The sequence below is a fragment of the Sphingomonas immobilis genome (assembly GCF_030580995.1).
Lineage (GTDB): Bacteria > Pseudomonadota > Alphaproteobacteria > Sphingomonadales > Sphingomonadaceae > Sphingomonas > Sphingomonas immobilis.
Genome location: NZ_JAUQSZ010000011.1, coordinates 1 through 16,633, shown reverse-complemented (window position 1 = coordinate 16,633; position 16,633 = coordinate 1). Strand labels below are relative to the sequence as shown.

The 16,633-nt window shown below is 67.9% G+C and carries 15 protein-coding genes; 7 read left to right on the top strand and 8 right to left on the bottom strand.

Annotated elements, in window-relative coordinates; genetic code table 11:
• The first annotated feature begins 3 nt into the window (after positions 1 to 3).
• Positions 4 to 1,413, top strand: coding sequence for an efflux transporter outer membrane subunit (locus tag Q5H94_RS15170; protein ID WP_304562139.1), 1,410 nt, complete (start codon positions 4 to 6; stop codon positions 1,411 to 1,413).
• 3 nt (positions 1,414 to 1,416) lie between these two features.
• On the opposite strand, the gene Q5H94_RS15165 is transcribed toward Q5H94_RS15170, so the two are convergent.
• The 5 genes from Q5H94_RS15165 to Q5H94_RS15145 all read right to left on the bottom strand — a co-directional run bounded on the left by Q5H94_RS15165 (position 1,417) and on the right by Q5H94_RS15145 (position 7,353).
• The gene (locus Q5H94_RS15165; RefSeq protein WP_304562138.1) at positions 1,417 to 1,830 is read right to left on the bottom strand and encodes a response regulator; all 414 of its coding nucleotides are present in this window, start codon (positions 1,828 to 1,830) and stop codon (positions 1,417 to 1,419) included.
• A 73-nt stretch (positions 1,831 to 1,903) separates the two neighbouring features.
• Positions 1,904 to 3,484, bottom strand: coding sequence for a putative bifunctional diguanylate cyclase/phosphodiesterase (locus tag Q5H94_RS15160; protein WP_304562137.1), 1,581 nt, complete (start codon positions 3,482 to 3,484; stop codon positions 1,904 to 1,906).
• A gap of 11 nt (positions 3,485 to 3,495) precedes the next feature.
• Positions 3,496 to 4,002, bottom strand: coding sequence for a response regulator transcription factor (locus Q5H94_RS15155; RefSeq protein ID WP_304562136.1), 507 nt, complete (start codon positions 4,000 to 4,002; stop codon positions 3,496 to 3,498).
• Positions 3,999 to 5,960: a response regulator gene (locus Q5H94_RS15150; protein ID WP_304562135.1), complete on the bottom strand. Its 1,962-nt coding sequence runs from the start codon at positions 5,958 to 5,960 to the stop codon at positions 3,999 to 4,001. Before Q5H94_RS15150 ends, Q5H94_RS15155 begins: the two co-directional genes overlap by 4 nt.
• Before the next feature lie 4 nt (positions 5,961 to 5,964).
• Positions 5,965 to 7,353 (bottom strand): sensor histidine kinase, encoded by a 1,389-nt coding sequence (locus Q5H94_RS15145; protein ID WP_304562134.1) that lies wholly within the window; start codon positions 7,351 to 7,353, stop codon positions 5,965 to 5,967.
• Between the two features lie 159 nt (positions 7,354 to 7,512).
• Between Q5H94_RS15145 and Q5H94_RS15140 the strand changes: the two genes are divergently transcribed.
• The 5 genes from Q5H94_RS15140 to Q5H94_RS15120 all read left to right on the top strand — a co-directional run bounded on the left by Q5H94_RS15140 (position 7,513) and on the right by Q5H94_RS15120 (position 12,525).
• Positions 7,513 to 8,931 (top strand): sensor histidine kinase, encoded by a 1,419-nt coding sequence (locus tag Q5H94_RS15140; protein ID WP_304562133.1) that lies wholly within the window; start codon positions 7,513 to 7,515, stop codon positions 8,929 to 8,931.
• Between the two features lie 32 nt (positions 8,932 to 8,963).
• Positions 8,964 to 9,329, top strand: coding sequence for a response regulator (locus Q5H94_RS15135; protein ID WP_304562132.1), 366 nt, complete (start codon positions 8,964 to 8,966; stop codon positions 9,327 to 9,329).
• Between the two features lie 55 nt (positions 9,330 to 9,384).
• Positions 9,385 to 10,842, top strand: a complete 1,458-nt coding sequence (locus Q5H94_RS15130; RefSeq protein WP_304562131.1) for an aminotransferase class I/II-fold pyridoxal phosphate-dependent enzyme — start codon at positions 9,385 to 9,387, stop codon at positions 10,840 to 10,842.
• A gap of 59 nt (positions 10,843 to 10,901) precedes the next feature.
• Positions 10,902 to 12,191 (top strand): OmpW family outer membrane protein, encoded by a 1,290-nt coding sequence (locus tag Q5H94_RS15125; RefSeq protein ID WP_304562130.1) that lies wholly within the window; start codon positions 10,902 to 10,904, stop codon positions 12,189 to 12,191.
• 70 nt (positions 12,192 to 12,261) lie between these two features.
• Entirely contained in the window at positions 12,262 to 12,525 is a 264-nt protein-coding gene (locus tag Q5H94_RS15120) for a PilZ domain-containing protein (protein ID WP_304562129.1), read from the top strand.
• Positions 12,526 to 12,544: 19 nt separating this feature from the next.
• Here the strand turns inward: Q5H94_RS15120 and Q5H94_RS15115 are convergent, their stop codons facing one another.
• The 3 genes from Q5H94_RS15115 to dapF all read right to left on the bottom strand — a co-directional run bounded on the left by Q5H94_RS15115 (position 12,545) and on the right by dapF (position 15,045).
• The gene (locus tag Q5H94_RS15115; protein ID WP_304562128.1) at positions 12,545 to 13,408 is read right to left on the bottom strand and encodes an ROK family protein; all 864 of its coding nucleotides are present in this window, start codon (positions 13,406 to 13,408) and stop codon (positions 12,545 to 12,547) included.
• A 26-nt stretch (positions 13,409 to 13,434) separates the two neighbouring features.
• Positions 13,435 to 14,010, bottom strand: coding sequence for a glycine zipper 2TM domain-containing protein (locus tag Q5H94_RS15110; protein WP_304562127.1), 576 nt, complete (start codon positions 14,008 to 14,010; stop codon positions 13,435 to 13,437).
• Positions 14,011 to 14,100: 90 nt separating this feature from the next.
• Positions 14,101 to 15,045: a diaminopimelate epimerase gene (gene dapF / locus Q5H94_RS15105; protein ID WP_304562126.1), complete on the bottom strand. Its 945-nt coding sequence runs from the start codon at positions 15,043 to 15,045 to the stop codon at positions 14,101 to 14,103.
• A gap of 62 nt (positions 15,046 to 15,107) precedes the next feature.
• Here dapF and Q5H94_RS15100 point away from each other — a divergent pair.
• The coding region (locus tag Q5H94_RS15100; protein ID WP_304562125.1) for a DUF2339 domain-containing protein at positions 15,108 to 16,633 on the top strand (1,526 nt) is incomplete at its 3' end.

Genomic DNA, 16,633 nt, shown 5'->3' with positions numbered 1-16,633 from the left:
CAGATGAAACAGATACTGCTCGCTTCGCTCTCGGCGCTGGCGCTCTCCGCCTGCGCGGTCGGGCCGAACTACGTCGCCTCGACGCCCACCCCCAAGCAGGCCGGGCCGTTCATCGGCACCGCCAGCACCGCCGTCACCGCCGCCGCGCCCGACGACAGCTGGTGGCGGCTCTACAACGATCCGGTGCTCGATGGGCTGGTGGCGGATGCGCTCAAGGCCAATACCGACATCCGCGTCGCGGTCGCGCGGCTCGATGCGGCGCGGGCGAGCCTGAAGGGCGCGCGCAACGACCTGCTCCCGCAGACGCAGCTCAGCGCGCAGCCCGGCTATGGCCGCCTGCCCGCGATCCAGAGCTTCGGTAGCCAACGCGAAACCGAACAGCTCACGCTCGGCCTCAACGTCTCCTACGAACTCGACCTGGCGGGCCGCGTGCGTCGGAATATCGAGGCGGCGAAGGGCGACGTCAGCGCAGCGGCGGGCGATGCCGACGCGGTGCGCGTGGCGATCGTCGCGCAGACGATCCGCGCCTATGTCGATGCCGGTGCGGCGGCAGAGCGGCTGGCGGTGGCGAAGCGCATCGTCGATCTGCTCGATCGCTCCACGACGGTGACGGGCAAGCGCGTCGATGCCGGACGTTCGGAGAAGCTCGACCTGATCCGCATCACGACGCTGCGCGACCAGCGCGCGGCGGCGGTGCCGCAGATCGAGGCCGAACGGCAGGCGGCGCTGTTCCGGCTCGCGACGCTGACGGGCCGCGCGCCGCAGGAACTGCCTGCGGAAGCGGGCGCGCGCGGCGACGCGCCGCATATCGACCAGCCGATCCCGGTGGGCGACGGCAGGATCCTGCTCGCGCGCCGTCCCGACGTGCGCGCGGCAGAGCGGCGGCTGGCGGCGGCGACGGCGCGGATCGGCGTGGCGACGGCGGACCTCTATCCACGCATCTCGCTGGGCGGATCGGTCGGCTCGACCGGCAACAGCTTCAGCGACGTGTTCGGCGGCGGTCCCTTCCGCTGGCTGGTGGGATCGCTGATCAACTGGTCCTTCCCCAATACCAGCGCCGCGCGCGCGCGGATCGCGGGGGCCGAGGCCGACAGCCGGGGTGCGCTCGCCGCGTTCGACGGGACGGTGCTGCAGGCGCTGGAAGAGACCGAGACGGCGCTGTCGAACTATTCGCACGAGATCGCGCGGCGGCAGGCTCTGGTCGCAGCGCGCGACGGGGCGGAGCGGGCGGCGAAGGTGACGCGGGCACGGCAGCGCGAGGGCACGATCGACTTCCTCACCGTGCTGGACGCCGAGCGGACGGCGGCGGATGCCGATGCCGATCTGGCCGCATCGGACGCGCGCATCGCCGCCGCGCAGGTCGATCTGTTCCGGTCGCTGGGCGGGAGCTGGCAGGCCCCGCCTGCAGCGTAAGCCTTACGCCGCGAGCGGGCGGCGGAGGTGTTGCTGGACGAGCGCGACGAGGCTGCTGGGGACGACCGGCTTCTGGATGAAGTCGTTCGCGCCGGCGCCGTAGGCCTCGACCACCGAAACACGGTCGCCGAGCGCGGTACACATCACGATGGGAAGCTGCTTCAGCGTGTGCGTCTCGCGGATGACCTTGAGAACCTCGATCCCCGACAGGCCGGGCATCATCCAGTCGAGCAGGACGAGATCGGGGCGGCGCAGCCCGATGAGGCGCAGTGCGCGGGCGCCGCTATCGCACGATTCGGTCTCGTAACCGGCGCGGGCGAGGATGCGTTCGAGCAACACGCGATTGTCCTCGATATCGTCGACGATCAGCACGCGCTGATGCGTCGGTGCGACACGCAGGGATTGCGGGATGCTCATGGGACTCGGGCCTAGCGCAAAGCCGATAACATCTGCTTAAGCGGCGGCTGAATATTCCGTCATCGAAACGGGTTCAGGGGGCGTGCGCCGTCGCCCCCTTCGCACCGTTGTCGCCGACGTGAACGGCGGCCGCCTCGGCCAGCGCGGCCTGCGCATTGACGCGCTCGGTGAAGGCGACGAAGTCCTTGAGCGGCATCGGCACGCCGAGTTCGTAGCCCTGCAGCAGATCGCAGCCGAGCAGTTGCAGCAGGCGCGCCTGCCAGTCGCTCTCCACACCCTCGACCACCACGCGCATGTCGAGGCTGTGGCCGAAATCGATGATCGAGCGGATGATCTGCGTCGCCTTGCGCCGATCGCCGACGTCCTTGAGGAAGGACTTGTCGAGCTTCAGCCCGTCGAGATCGAAATGCTGGAGGTAGCTGAGCGAGGAATAGCCGGTGCCGAAATCGTCGAGGAACACGCGCACGCCGATCTCGCGCAGGCGCGAGATCGAATGGCGGGCCGAGGCGATGTCGGCGATCAGCACGCCCTCGGTCACTTCGACCGTCAACAGCTCCGGGCGGACGCGCGCGGCGAGCAGCTTGTCGAAGATGCGGTGGACGAAATCCGGATGACGGAAATAGACCGGCGAGATGTTGACCGCGACCGGCATGCCGTCGAGCTCGCGCGTCGCCCGCAGCGCGGTGTCGAGCGTCCACTCGGTCAACGGCATGATCTGCCCGCTGGCTTCCGCAATGGCGATCAGCGACTGGGTGGTGGTGTCGCCGAGCGCGGCGAAATTGGGACGCAGGAGCGCCTCGGCGCTGCTGACCCGGCCGGTGCGCGCGTCGATGACGGGCTGATAGTGGAGTTCGAACGCCCCGTCCGCCAGCGCATTGCCGAGCTCGACGCGGATCACACCCTCGCGCGTCTGCTTGCCGCTCAGCACGTCGTCGTAGATCCGGCAGCCGCCACGCGGCGAGCCCTTGGCGTCGTACATCGCGACGTCGGCGCGGCGCAGCAGCTCGTGGCCATCGTCGAGCACGGCGTCACCAATCGCGATGCCCACCGAGGCGGCGATCTCGACCGTGCAGCCGTCAATCTTGAAGGGCTCGTTCATCGCCTCGACCAGGGCGTGGCCGTAATCGTCGGGGCGGCGCGTGTCGCTCCACGGCAGGATCGCGGCAAATTCGTCGCCGCCCAGCCGCGCGAAGGCATGCGCCTCGCCCAGCACGAGCCCGGCGCGCTGCGCGACCTCGACCAGCAGGTGATCGCCGGTCTTGTGGCCGAGCGTGTCGTTGACGTCCTTGAAGCGATCAAGATCGAAGAACACGACGACGAGATGGCCATTGCCGTTCGCCGCCGCGGGCAGGTCCGCCAGCGCGGCGTTGAAGGCGGCGCGGTTGAGCAGGCCGGTCAGCGGATCGCGGTCGAGCTTGGTGCGCAGCGCCTGCGTCGTCGTGATGAGGTGATGCGTCGCGCGGCTTTCGCGATGCGCGCGCACGACGCTGATCATCGGATAGGCCATCGCGACCGACGCGACGCCGGCCTGCAGCCATACCGGCAACGGCACGCCCAGGGTCATGCTGGCGAGAGCGCCCGCCGCCACGCCCGCGACGGCGAGCGCCGGGCCGTGATCGTGGAGCGACCTGCGCAGGGATCGGGGATGCTTCATCAGGGCGCCGATCAATGCAGATCCGAGCGGTTGATGCCGCCGGGGGTATTGAACATCGCCTTGGTCTGCTCCGACAGCTTGCGTTCGGCGCGTTCCTTCTCGTTGCCGAGCGAGTCGATGACCGCGCGCTGTTCGAGGTGGCGGGCCATGCGCGCCCGCAGGATCGGCAGGCTGACCGGCTTGACCATATAATCATCGGCGCCGGCGGCGAGCGCGCTGACGACCGACGTCTCCTCGCCCATCGCGGTACACATGATGACCGGCAGCTTGGAGCTCGGGTGCAACTCACGGATCGCGCGCAGCGTCTCCAGCCCGGAGAGTTCGGGCATCATCCAGTCGAGCAGGACGATGTCGGGCGTCTGCCGCGACAGGATCGACAGGGCCTCGCGCCCGCTTTCGGCGAGGACGGTGGCATAGCCGCTGGTCTTCAGCGCACGGTCGAGCAGGGCGCGGTTATCCTCGACATCATCGATGATGAGGACGGTCTTCTGCGTCAGCTTGGGATCGAAAGCGGTCATGCCACCATCTCCCGCAGCGACTGCGCAATTTCGCGCGGGGTGGACACGCCCTTGGTGAAGAAGCGGTGGCCAGCCGCCGCCAGCATGCGGTGCTGGCTGAGCGAGATGTCGCAGCCCGACAGGACGACGATCGGCACCGCCGCCAGCGCCTCGTCGGCGGCGAGCCGCTCGATCACCTCGAAGCCGCCGAGGCGCGGCATGGCGAGATCGAGCACGATCGCGGCGGGCTTGCTGGTGTGGATCATCTCGATGCCGGCGAGCCCATCGGGCGCGCGGTTGGTCGAGAAGCCGGCCTGCTCCACGCTGCGGCGGATCAGTTCGGCGGCGTCGTCGTCATCCTCGATGATGAGCACGTCGCCGCTCGCCTTGGAGCGATAGACTTCGGTGATGCTGCGCAACTGGCTCTCGGTGACTGGCTTGCGCAGGTAGTCCGAGGCACCGGCGGCGAGGCCACGCGGGCGGTCGTCGTCCACGGTGATGAGAATGACCGGCGTCTTTTCGAGCACGGGATCGACGCGCATCTCGGCAAGGATTTCGTACCCCGAGCGGCCCGGCATCAGCGCGTCGAGCAGGATCAGATCGGGCTTGTGCGTCCGCGCAAGGGCGAGACCCGCCTCGCCCTCGATCGCCGAGAATACATCATAGCCCAGGCGGCCGAACCAGCGGCGCATGAGATCGATCGCGGCCTCGTCATCGTCGATGACAAGCACGCTGCGCTCCGACGTGCGGTCGGGCACGGTGTCGGCGGTGAAGGGGATCGCGCGCAAGTCCTCGGCATGGCCATCGACCGGCGGGGTGAGCGGCACGGTGAGGCGGAAGATCGAGCCTTCGCCCTTGACGCTCTCGACGGTGCAGTCGCCGCCCATCATGCGCGCGAGACGGCGCGTGATGGCGAGGCCGAGGCCGGTGCCGCCGAAGCGCCGCGTCGCGCCGCCCTCGACTTGGCTGAACGCCTCGAACAGGGTGTCGAGATGTTCGGCGTCGATGCCGATGCCGGTGTCGATCACCGCGAAGGTGACAGAAGGCGTCGCCGCATTGACCGCCGGGCCGACCGACAGCGTGACCTTGCCGTCGCTGGTGAATTTGAAGGCGTTCGACAGCAGATTGAGCAGGCCCTGACGGACCTTGGTGCCGTCGCCGATCATCAGGCCGACTTCCTGCGCGATGACGAGTTCGACGGCGTTGCCGTTCATGATCTCGCCGCAGCTCTCGATCGCGCCCTGCGCGAGATCGCGCAGGTTGATGACGCTGCGGTTGAGCGTGGCGTTGCCCGCCTCGATCTTGGTGAGATCGAGGATGTCGTTGATCAGCGCGAGCAGGTTGCGACCCGCCTGCTGGATGCGTTCGAGATCGGACGCGGCGCTGGCGTTGCCGGTTTCGGTCGCGTCCTCGTGCAGCAGCATCGCATAGCCGAGGATGGCGTTGAGCGGCGTTCGCAGCTCGTGGCTCATGTTGGCGAGGAATTGCGACTTGGCGAGGTTCTGCTCGTTGGCCTGTTCGCGCGCCCGCTCCAGCTCGGTCATCGTCATGCGCGCGCGCCGTTCGACTGCGCGCATCTGCTTGCCGAGCAGAGTGAGGTCGGCGGCGAGCTCGTCCGGCTTCAGCGCGCGGCCGGTCTGCCAGTGGAACGCCTCAAGCCCGATATCGTCGGTGACGCCCGGCTGGTTGAGCAGCAGGCCGACAAGCTGCGCCGAGGTGTCGCCGATCGTGCGCGACAACGGCACCGCCAGCGCCATCGCGACGCCCGCGCCGGTCAATACGATCGCGGCCGACACGGCGAGGATCAGTCCGGCATGTGCGGGCACCAACGCAGCGGCGACGAGGCCGATCGCGGCGGCGACGGCGAAAACAATGACCATCGCCCGCACCAGCGCCGACATCGCCGAGCGGCGGGCGGACTGGTGAAGTTCGGGAAGCGGGCGCAAACCGCCCAGCTTCGTGCCATGCTGCATCATCATGCGGTTACGCCGCCTTCAGGGCGCGCATTTCGCCCGCTTCGATCATGGGAATCTCGATGGTGAAGCTGGTGCCGACGCCGCGTTCGGAGCGGACGTCGATGGTGCCGCCCATCATCTGGCAGAAACGCTTGGTGAGCGCGAGGCCGAGGCCGGTGCCGCCGAACTTGCTGACCGTATCGTTCTCGGCCTGGCCGAAATCCTCGAAGATGCGGCGGAGCCCCTCGGCGCTGATGCCGATGCCGTTGTCCGTCACTTCGAGCAGCATGCGGTCGCCGGCCGGCGTCGTGCGGCGCAGGACGGTGAGCATGATCGTGCCCTTGGTGGTGAATTTCGCCGCGTTCGACAGCAGGTTGAGCAGCGACTGGCGGACCTTGAGCGCGTCGAGCTCCAGCGTGCCGAGTTCTTCCGGCATGTTCACGACCATGCGGTTGTCGCGCTTGCTGATCAGCGGCGACGCGGTCGCGATCACCTCGTCGATCAGCGCGCGCACGGCGACGGCTTCCGTCGAGAGTTCGAGACGGTTCGATTCGATCGACGACAGGTCGATCACGTCGTTGACGAGCGCGAGCAGATGGCGCCCGGCGGCGTGGATGCGGTCGAGATCCTGCATCTTGCGGTCGCTGCCGGGCTGATCCTCGAAATTCTCGCGCAGCATCTCGGCATAGCCGATCACGGCGTTGAGCGGGGTGCGCAGCTCGTGGCTCATCTTGGCGAGGAAGATCGACTTGCGCTTGCTGGCGAGCTCCGCCGCCTCCATCGCCTGGCTCAGTTGGCCAAGACGGACGCGCTGGTCGATCGTCTCCTGCTCAAGGCTGAGCGAGATGCGCATGACGGTCTCATAGTAGAGCGACAGCATCGTCATGTAGGTGAGCGCCGCAACGATCGAGAAGGTGTTGGCGAGGCGCAGCGCGTCGGGATCCAGCAGCGTCGGGAAATGGCCGACGACGATGCGCGCGGTGAAGAAGCAGCAAAGCTGGACGCTGACGCCGACCAAAGTCGATTTGATCGAATCGGACAGGTAGAAGAAGCCGAGCACCATCGCGATGAGGAACCACGGCAAGAGCGGCGACGAGATGCCGCCGAAGAAGAACGAGCCGAACAGGCTCAGGCCCACCAGCAGCTGCACCGAGGTCATCGCCGCTATACGTAGTGACCGCAATACGCGCAGCATGAGCGGAATCGCGAAGAAGCTGGCGACCAGCGCCTCGGTCACCCAGAACTGCCAGCTTGCGCCTGCGGGCGTCTGCCAGAGGAAGTAGGTGACGCTGTGGCCCATCAGCGGGCCCATCAGGTGCAGAATGACGAAGGTGCGCGCCATCAGGCGATCGGATTCGGTTTCCTGGATCGCCGCCGGGATGAACCAATCAATCAGACGATACAGCAACTTAGTCATTCGGAGCCCCTTCGGTCACCGTTCTAGCTAAGCCGTGTTGCTTAAAAATTGGCGAACGACGCGCTTTACCGAGCCTTAATCAAGCCGCGCTACCAAGCATCATCAAGGGTTCGCTAACTACGACTTTAGTCGAACCGCTCATTATCTTGGGACGACTTTATGACGGGGGTGAACACAGTGAGGAGCGGCTTCAGGCTGAGCGCGTTCCTCGACTATTTCATTCCGACCGTGCTGCAGGTGAATGCCGAAACGCATCGCCGCGCGCGCATGTTCATGCTGAGCCACGTGTTCGGCCCGATCCTGGGCAACACCATCCCGCTCTACATGGTCGCGACCAACATTTCGCGCGATTACCGCGCGGCGGTGTTCTTCTTCTCGATCCTGCTGTTCTGGGCCTATCCGTTCGTGCTGCGCGCGACCGGGCGCTACCAGTTGCTTGCCTTCCTGTCGGTGCAGAACCTGATCTTCTGCGCGCTGTGGGCCTGCTACGCCTACGGCGGCACGGCGTCGCCGTTCCTGCCGTGGATCCTGATCTTCCCGCTGCTGGCGTTCCTCTACCTGCCGCCGCAGGGTTGGGTGCGCAACATCCTGATCGCGCAGATCTTCGGCAGCACCGCCATCTTCCTCGCCATTGCCTTCAGCGGCTGGCCGCTGCCCGCCACGCAGCTCGCGCAGTTGCAGACGATCGGCATGATCTCGATGGCGTCGGTGGCGATCTACTTTGCGATGATGTCGCTCTACTTCGCCAAGATGTTCCACGAGCAGCGCGAGTTCCAGCGCGAGCTCAACTCGCTGGTGTCGACCTCCGACAACCTCCGCAACCTGACCGCCGCCGCCAACCAGGCGAGCGCCGCCAAGGCCGATTTCGTGGCCGGCATGAGCCATGAGCTGCGCACGCCGCTCAACGCCATCATCGGTTATTCGCAACTGCTGCTCGAAGAGGCGAGCGAGGAAGGCGACGAGGATACCGTCACCGACATCGGCCACGTCCACCGCGCCGGATCGAACCTGCTGAGCCTGATCGACGACATTCTCGATTACTCGCGCATCGAGGCGGGCAAGATGCCGCTCAACAACAGCCGCAATGCACCGGCCGCGCTGATCGAGGGCTGGCTGGAGGAAGCGGCGGGTCTGTTCAGCGGCCGCGCCTACACGCTCGAACCCCGCATCCTGCCGGGCGCCGAGGCGGCGATGCTGACCGACTGGTCGGCCGTGGGCGCGACCGTGCGGCACCTCGTCGCGGGCGTCGCCGGGCGCAACCCGGACGGCAAGCTGATCATCACCGTGGACGCCACCCCCGGCGAGGGCGCGCGCTTCCTCTTCACCGATCTCGCCCCCGGCGGCACCGCCCGCGCGACGGCAATCATCGAGGAGATGTTCGAACATGCCGACGATACCTCGGCCACCAAATACGGCGGCACCGGCATCGAGATCGCGCTCGCCTACAAGTTCGCGCAGCTGCTCGGCGGATCGATCCAGGCGGTGACGCAAGCCGACGGCCAGCCCGCGACGCTGCTCACCATTCCCGACCGCACCCACGAAGTTCAGGCCCCCCAGGAGCAAACCCTGGCGGCCTGACGTGTACCGCTTACCCCCCCAAGGAACCGACGATGACCAAGATCCTGATTGTCGAAGACAATGAAATGAACCGCGACATGCTGACGCGCCGTCTGGAGCGCAAAGGCTATGAAGTCGCCTGTGCGATCGACGGGCCGGAAGGCATCGCGATGGCATCGAGCGTGATGCCCGACATCATCCTGATGGACGTGGCGCTGGGCGAGATGGACGGCTGGGAAGCGACCACCGCGATCCGCCGCAACGCGCTGACCGCGCACATCCCGGTGATCGCGCTGACCGCGCACGCGCTGGAGAGCGACCGGCTGAAGAGCATCGAGGTCGGCTGCGCGGACTTCGAGACCAAGCCCGTCGCGTTGCCGCAGCTGATCGAGAAGATCGAGCTGCACACGACGCACTGAGTACCGGCGGCGAGACACCGCCGCTTCCAGAACGACTTCATGAGTGAGGCTTAGAATGAACGACGTCACCGATACGACGCCTGGTTACGATGCGCTGAGCGGCAGCATGCGCGATTTCCGCTATCTGCCGGGATCGAACCTGCTCGAGCGGACGTCCGCCTTCTACGACTGGCAGGAGGCGCGCCGCGCCGCCGGCGTATGGCCGCTGGGCCGCTCGACCGAGCACGGCGCCTTCAGCCGCGCGACCGCGCGCACCGACGAGGGCGCGCTGTTCGACGGCGTGAACTTCGCGAGCCAGGACTATCTCTCGATGAATTCGCATCCCGCGATCCTCGAGACCGCGATCGAGACGATGCGCGCCTACGGCGTCCATTCGGCGGGATCGCCCGCGCTGGTCGGCAACACGTCACTGTCGATCGCGCTGGAGGAGAAGATCGCCGATTTCCTCGGCTATGACCACGTCGCCCTATTCCCGACCGGCTGGGCGGCGGGCTTCGGCGTCATCAAGGGGCTGGTGCGGCCGAGCGACCATATCGTCATGGACGCGCTGAGCCATGCCTGCCTGCAGGAAGGCGCGCAGGCTGCAACCCGCAACATCCACCTGTTCCGCCACAACCAGTTGGACGGCGTGCGCGACAAGCTCGCCAAGATCCGCAGCACCGATACGCAGAACGGCATCCTCGTCGTGATCGAGAGCCTCTATTCGATGGACTCGGATACGCCCGACATCGCCGCCATCCAGAGCCTCGCGCACGAATACGGTGCCACGCTCGTCGTCGACGTCGCGCACGATCTCGGCAACCTCGGGCCGACCGGGCGCGGGCTGATCGAAGCGCAGGGCATGATCGGCAAGGTCGACGTGGTGATGGGATCGTTCTCCAAGACCTTCGCGTCGAACGGCGGTTTCGTCGCGGCGAAGGGCCGGGCGATCAAGGAATACATGCGCTATTACAGCTCGCCCAACACCTTCTCCAACGCGATGTCGCCCGCCAATGCCGCGATCGTCGGCAAGGCGTTCGAGATTATCACCTCGGCCGAGGGAGACGCTTTGCGCGCCGAGCTGATGGGCAATATCAAGATGCTGCGCAGCCTGCTCACCGGCTGCGGCCTCGAAGTGTACGGCGATCCGTCGGCGATCGTCTGCGTGAAGATGGGCAGCGAAGCGCTCGCACGTCTCGTGAGCCGCCGCCTGCCGGCACTCGGCATGCTTGCCAACCTCGTCGAATTCCCCGCCGTGCCCAAGGGCCAGGCGCGCTTCCGGCTGCAGGTGATGGCGAAGCACAGCCAGCACGACATCCTCGACGCGGTCCACCGCCTGTCGACGGCGGTCGCGGACGCGCAGGAGGATCTCGACGCGCTGAACGCGGGCAAGACCACGCTCGCGACGCTCAACGCCGACCGGCCGCTGCCGCGCCAGGCCGTTCCGGCCGGTTCGGGCAAGGTCATCTCGGTGCCGGCTGCGACCCCCGGTGCGACCAAGGTCGTAGCGTCGCGGGCCAGCAACGCAGCTTAACCTTTACGCCAAATTTACCCTTCCCCGGTACGACCGTGCGGACACTTGGGACCTGGACGATGACCATGAAGTACGCGTTTGCCACGTTGCTCGGAACCACTGCGATGTTCGCCGCGGCGCCCGCTTTCGCGCAGGAGGCCGGTGACGTGAACGTCAGCGTCTCCGCATCGCGCACCAAGCTGGTCGACAAGGGCGAGGTCTATACCAACGGCGTCTACAGCCCCGATGACGGGTATAAGACGCGCAGCACCTATCACGGCACCGTCGACGTCGTGTATTTCCCGATCGACAGCTTCGCGCTGGAGGCTTCGGTCTCGACGCCGGGCACCACCGACAACACCCCGGCGGGCGCGCTCGCCGGCCTGCCCAACCTCGGCGACGACGAGTTCACGATGGTGACGCTCGGCGGCCGGGTGCAGCCGTTCCGGGGCCTCGTCTCGCCGTATGTCGGCGCGGGCTACCAGTTCCACTTCACCACGCAGACGCGCGACGGGCTCGGCGTCGGCCTGACCATTCCGGACACCGGCGGCGCCTACGTCAAGGGCGGCGTGCAGCTCAACGTCGCCAAGCGTTGGGGTGTGTTCGCCGAGGTGCGCAAGGCGTGGTATGCGACGCATGCCTCGGGCAAGCTGCCGCTCGATGCAACCTACACCAGCTTCGCGCAGATCGACGCCAATGCCGTGCTCGATCCGCTGACGGTCTCGATCGGCATGACCGCCAAGTTCGGCCCGAGCGCCGGTGGCGACAGCGCCGATGGCGGACCGATCACCACGGACGAGACGCGCTGGACGATCCGCGCCGGCGTGACCGAGCTGACGCTGGCCGACAAGGTCGCGCTCAACGTCGGCGGCGCGCCTTATGCCGGTGCCGGTCTCTCGACCTACGAGCATCATACCCCGACCGTGCAGATCGGCTATTTCTTCACGCCGCATATCGCCTTCAACGCGACGCTCGGCTTCCCGCCGACGATCCCGATCCACGGCGGCGGCTCGATCGGCGCGCTGCCGACGCTGGGCGAGATCACCTACGGCCCGACCGCCTTCACGCTGCAATATCACCTTACCCGTTCGGGCCGCATCCGCCCCTATGTCGGTGCGGGCGCGAGCTACATGATCGTGTTCGGCACCAAGGACGGCGCTTTCCAGAACCTGCGCGTCGACAACAACCTCGGCGTCGCACTCGAAGCGGGCAGCGACCTGATGATCACCAACAAGCTTGCGCTGTTCGCCGACGTGAAGAAGGCGTTCCTGCGCCCGAAGGCGTATGGCACGTTCCAGGGCCAGGCAGTGGTCGGCCAGACCCGGCTCGATCCCTGGGCGTTCTCGGGCGGCGTCGCGATTCACTTCTGACGCGCGCGCGGGAGGACATTAACGAATGGGAAGTTCTTCCGCCCTAGCCTCCCGTCCCGGGAGAAAATTGATGGACACCATTGCTGCTTGCGGCACGCAGGTCGCACGCGCGCCCCGCTGGGAATGCGCCGCCGACATCGTCGTCGCCGACGATTGCGGGCGCGAGCTGATCGGCCGGCTCGCCAATATTTCCGACACCGGCTTCATGGCCGAATGCGAAGAGAAACTGCGGATCGGATCGCTGGTCGAGGTCGATCTGCCGCTGAAGGGCCGCGTCCTTGCCGAAGTGCGCTGGGCCGTGGGCTGGCGCTTCGGCGCGATGATCCTGGGCTGAGCGGGGCTCGGTTCCGCCCCTAAGGCAACGCATCCAGCGCGAGCGCGACCGCTCCGAGCGGCCCGGCATCCGCGCCGAGGCCGGGAGGCACCACCAGCACATCGATCGTCGCGGCATCGCTGATCGGGCCGTAGCCGGCGAGCGCTTTCACCGCCGCGGCGCGGATCATCGGGAAAAGCTGCGGCTGGCCAGAGCCGATGCCGCCGCCGATGACGATGCGCTGCGGCGCGGTTGTCAGCACCAGCATCGCGACGAGTTCGGCGATCTCCTGCGCGACTTCGGCCCAGACGGGGTGATCGGGCGGAATGTCCTCCCCCGCGATGCCGGTGCGTTTGGCGAGCGATCCGCCCGCGACCAGCCCCTCGAGGCAATCGCCGTGGAACGGACACGCGCCCGCGAAGCCGTCGGCACTGGCGTTGCGGACGCGGATATGGCCGATCTCCGGGTGTGCCGCGCCGTGAAGCGGCACGCCGCCCGCGACGATGCCGCCGCCGACGCCGGTGCCGATCGTCAGATAGACGTGATCGGAGCAACCCTGTGCCGCGCCCCAGCGCCCTTCGGCCAGCGCCGCGCCGGCGACATCGGTGTCGAAGCCGATCGGCACGTCGAAGGCTTTTGCGAAAGTGCCGCGCAGATCGATGCCGGACCAGCCGGGCTTGGGCGTGGTGCCGATCCGCCCGTAATCGCTCCGCGATCGATCGAGGTTGAGTGGCCCGAAGCCGGCGATGCCGATCGCGGTGAAGTTCTCGCCCGAGCTGGCGATCCAATTTACGATGCGGCCGAGTGTCTCCGCTGCATCGTCACCGGTCGGCCACCGCTCACGGACGAGAATATCCCGCCCGCGCGCGATGGCCGCGATGCATTTGGTGCCGCCGAGTTCCACGGCAGCGACGACAGGCTCGCCTCCGCTCAGCGGCAGCGAACCTGATTGTTGGTGCTGCCCTGGTCGATCGCCTTGCCCGCGACCGCGCCGAGCGCGCCGCCGAGCAGCGTGCCGACGATGCGCGAATGACCGCCGTCGATGACGTTGCCGAGGATCGCCCCGCCCGCGCCGCCGATGATGAGGCCGGTCGTGCCGTCGTTGCGCTTGCAATAATAGCGGCCGTCATTGCCGCGATAGACGCGGTCGTCATTGCTCAGCACGCGCTCCTGATACTGCGAACCGTCGCGGTAGTAGCGCGAGGCATCGTAGCCGCCTTCGTCGCGATCGGCATAGCGCGGATCGTTGTAGCGCGGGTCCGCATTGCGGGGATCGTTGTACCGCGGATCATTGTAGCGGGGGTCGTTATAGCCATTGCCGCGATAGTTCGCGCGTGCCGCCGTGTAGCGATCGTATTCCGCGCGGAAGGTGTTGAGTTCGTTGTCGAACCGCTGCTGCGCGGCGCGGAAACGATCCTCGTCGGCGCGGCTCTGCGCGAGCACCGGCGTGGCCAGCACCATCGACGCGACTGCGGCGACCGCGGCGAAACGGGAAATCGGGTTCATGGCATCCGTCCTCTTCTAACTGCCCGTGAAAACGGACCGGAACGGGCTTGGTTGCACCGCCCGCCTGAACCGGGGCTTAGCACGGGCTTGTTACGGTTGCGCAATCGTTTCGAGGAGCGTGGCCCAGGCCGCCACCTCGGCATCGAAGCGGCGGGCGATGGTGAGGTCGCTCGCGACGGCGGTGGCGATGTCGATCTCGGCCGAGCCCGCCCATTCGTAGGTCGCGTTGCCGGAGAGGCGGACCATGCCGTCGCTCTCGGCCTGGGCGCGGACCAGGCCACCGCGATTGAACACGGTGATCTGCTGCCCGAACGGCCGGCGGAACGTAAGGCCGGCGGCGAAGGTGGAGGCGGCCATCGCGCTGCCGCAACTGTCGGTGAGGCCGACGCCGCGTTCGAAGGTGCGCACGTAGATGCCCCCTTCCAGCAGTTCCACGAAGCTGACGTTGGCGCGGTTGGGGAGCCAGCCGGGCGCGGCCTCGCAGAGTTCGCCGATGCGCACCAGTTCGGCCTCGTCGATCGCGTCCACGAAGGTGATGAGGTGCGGGTTGGGGATGGCGAGCGCGGTGAAGGCGCGCGGCGAACCGAGCTGCGGGATCGGCTTCTCGACGATCTCGGCATGGTCGCTGGCGAGCGGCCAGCGCGCCACGTCGCGGCTCGCGGGGCCCGCCACTTCGCGGATGGTGACCACGCCGGGCGCGAGATCGGGGTCGCGCGACACCTGCGCGCTGGAGGTGGCGAGGCGGACGGCGACGGCATCCAGCCCGGTCGCCTCGAACCCCGCACGCGCGACGCAGCGCAGGCCGTTGAGGCAGGTTTCCGCCTCGCTGCCGTCCGAATTGAACATGCGCATGCCGAAGGCGTGGGTTTCGTCGCCCGCCGTCAACAGCAACAGTCCGTCGCCGCCGACCGGCCCGGCGCGGTCGGCCAGCGCGCGGGCGATGACGGGCCAGGGCATATCGGCCGGCGCAGCGCGTGCGTCGATCAGCGGGAAATCGTTGCCCGAGCCGTGGCATTTGGTGAAGTCGACGCGCATTCCAGCGCCCTTAGCCGAAGCGCGAGCGCCATGCTATGAGCGCGTGATCGCGGGAGTTTTGCTTGACGTTTCTGCTGTTCCTCGCCGTCGTCGTGCTCGCGATCAACCAGCGCGTGCTGTGGGTGCGGACCAGGCGGCTGCAAGAGGAAGTGCGCGAGCTGCGGCTGGCGCAGCACCGCGCGGCGGAGCCTGCGCCGGAGGCGGCAGCGGTCGTCCGCTTCGCACCGCCGCGGCAGCGCGAGTGGGTCGAGGCTGAGGTTGAGCCCACGCCCGATCAAGTCCCCATCGTTCGTGCCGAGCCTGTCGAAGCACGTGTCACGAACGATACCGCCTCGAACACGCCCTTCGACTTCGCTCAGGACGAACGGGTTGAGGAGGACAGATCGCATGCCTCGCCTCCTCCGCCTCCTCCTTCCCCGCCCCGCCCCGCGATCACCTTCGAGAGTCTCGTCGGGGGCAAGTTGCCGATCTGGATCGGCGGGGCGGCGCTGGTGCTGTCGGCCTTCTTCCTCGTGCGCTATTCAATCGAGAGCGGATTGCTCGGGCCGGCCGCGCGCACCGTCATCGCCGGGCTGTTCGGGCTCGCGCTGATCGCGGCGAGCGAGGTCGCGCGGCGACTGCCCGCGACCCGCGACGATCCGCGCGTCGGGCAGGCGCTGGCCGGGGCGGGCACGGCGAGCCTCTACGGCACGCTCTATGTCGCGACGCAGACCTATGGGCTGATCGGCGCGGCCACCGCCTTCCCGCTGATGGTGGTGGTGACGCTGGCGGCGCTCGGGCTGGCGCTGCGACATGGGCCGCCGACGGCGATCATGGCGCTGATCGGCGGGTTCGTCGCACCCTTGCTGGCGGGGTTCGGCGAGAGCGGGGTCGGGCCGCTGATCGTCTATCTCGCGCTGCTGATCGCGGCATTGTTCGGGCTGGCGATCCGGCGCGGCTGGGCGTGGCTGGCGCTGGCGGCGTGCGGCGGCGGCTTTGCCTGGGCGAATCTGCTGATCGTGATGTTCCCGCGCGGCGGGCTGGCAGGCGTGGGTGGGTTCGTGCTGCTGCTCGCGGTCGGCGCGACGCTGGCGCTGCCGGGGACCGGCGCGCGGCGACCGTGGCTGCGGTTGCTGCCGCTGGTGGCGGGGTTCGTGCAGTTGCTCGTGCTGGCGCCCGCGCTCGATTTCTCGGCGCTGTCGTGGGGACTGTATCTGCTGCTGAGCGCGGCGGCGCTGGTGCTGGCGTGGCGCGACGAGGCGCTCGCGCCGGGCGCGGGGGCGGCGCTGGCGCTCGTTCTGCTGCTGTTGGCGGCGGCGATGCTGCAACCCGCGCATGAAGCGGCGAACTGGGCGGCGGTGGCGATCACCGTGCTGTTCGGCGTGCCCGGCTTCGTGCTGATGCGGCGGAGTGCCTTGTGGGCTGCAATGGGGCTGGCGGCGGTTGCGGTGCCGGTGGTGATCGCGCGCGCATTCGCACCGGACCTGCTGGGCGACGCGGGCTGGTGCGCGCTGCTGCTGGCGACGGGCGTGGTGAGCGCGGCGCTGAGCTGGCGCGACCGCGATGCGGCGAGCGCCGTCGTGCGGGTGCGGCCCGCGCTGACCGGCGG

Coding starts and splice junctions, on each gene's coding strand:
- Q5H94_RS15150 (WP_304562135.1), bottom strand. CDS start 5,960: ATGATGATGCAGCATGGCACGAAGCTGGGCGGTTTGCGCCCGCTTCCC.
- Q5H94_RS15140 (WP_304562133.1), top strand. CDS start 7,513: ATGACGGGGGTGAACACAGTGAGGAGCGGCTTCAGGCTGAGCGCGTTC.
- Q5H94_RS15170 (WP_304562139.1), top strand. CDS start 4: ATGAAACAGATACTGCTCGCTTCGCTCTCGGCGCTGGCGCTCTCCGCC.
- Q5H94_RS15125 (WP_304562130.1), top strand. CDS start 10,902: ATGACCATGAAGTACGCGTTTGCCACGTTGCTCGGAACCACTGCGATG.
- dapF (WP_304562126.1), bottom strand. CDS start 15,045: ATGCGCGTCGACTTCACCAAATGCCACGGCTCGGGCAACGATTTCCCG.
- Q5H94_RS15110 (WP_304562127.1), bottom strand. CDS start 14,010: ATGAACCCGATTTCCCGTTTCGCCGCGGTCGCCGCAGTCGCGTCGATG.
- Q5H94_RS15120 (WP_304562129.1), top strand. CDS start 12,262: ATGGACACCATTGCTGCTTGCGGCACGCAGGTCGCACGCGCGCCCCGC.
- Q5H94_RS15135 (WP_304562132.1), top strand. CDS start 8,964: ATGACCAAGATCCTGATTGTCGAAGACAATGAAATGAACCGCGACATG.
- Q5H94_RS15130 (WP_304562131.1), top strand. CDS start 9,385: ATGAACGACGTCACCGATACGACGCCTGGTTACGATGCGCTGAGCGGC.
- Q5H94_RS15145 (WP_304562134.1), bottom strand. CDS start 7,353: ATGACTAAGTTGCTGTATCGTCTGATTGATTGGTTCATCCCGGCGGCG.
- Q5H94_RS15160 (WP_304562137.1), bottom strand. CDS start 3,484: ATGAAGCATCCCCGATCCCTGCGCAGGTCGCTCCACGATCACGGCCCG.
- Q5H94_RS15155 (WP_304562136.1), bottom strand. CDS start 4,002: ATGACCGCTTTCGATCCCAAGCTGACGCAGAAGACCGTCCTCATCATC.
- Q5H94_RS15165 (WP_304562138.1), bottom strand. CDS start 1,830: ATGAGCATCCCGCAATCCCTGCGTGTCGCACCGACGCATCAGCGCGTG.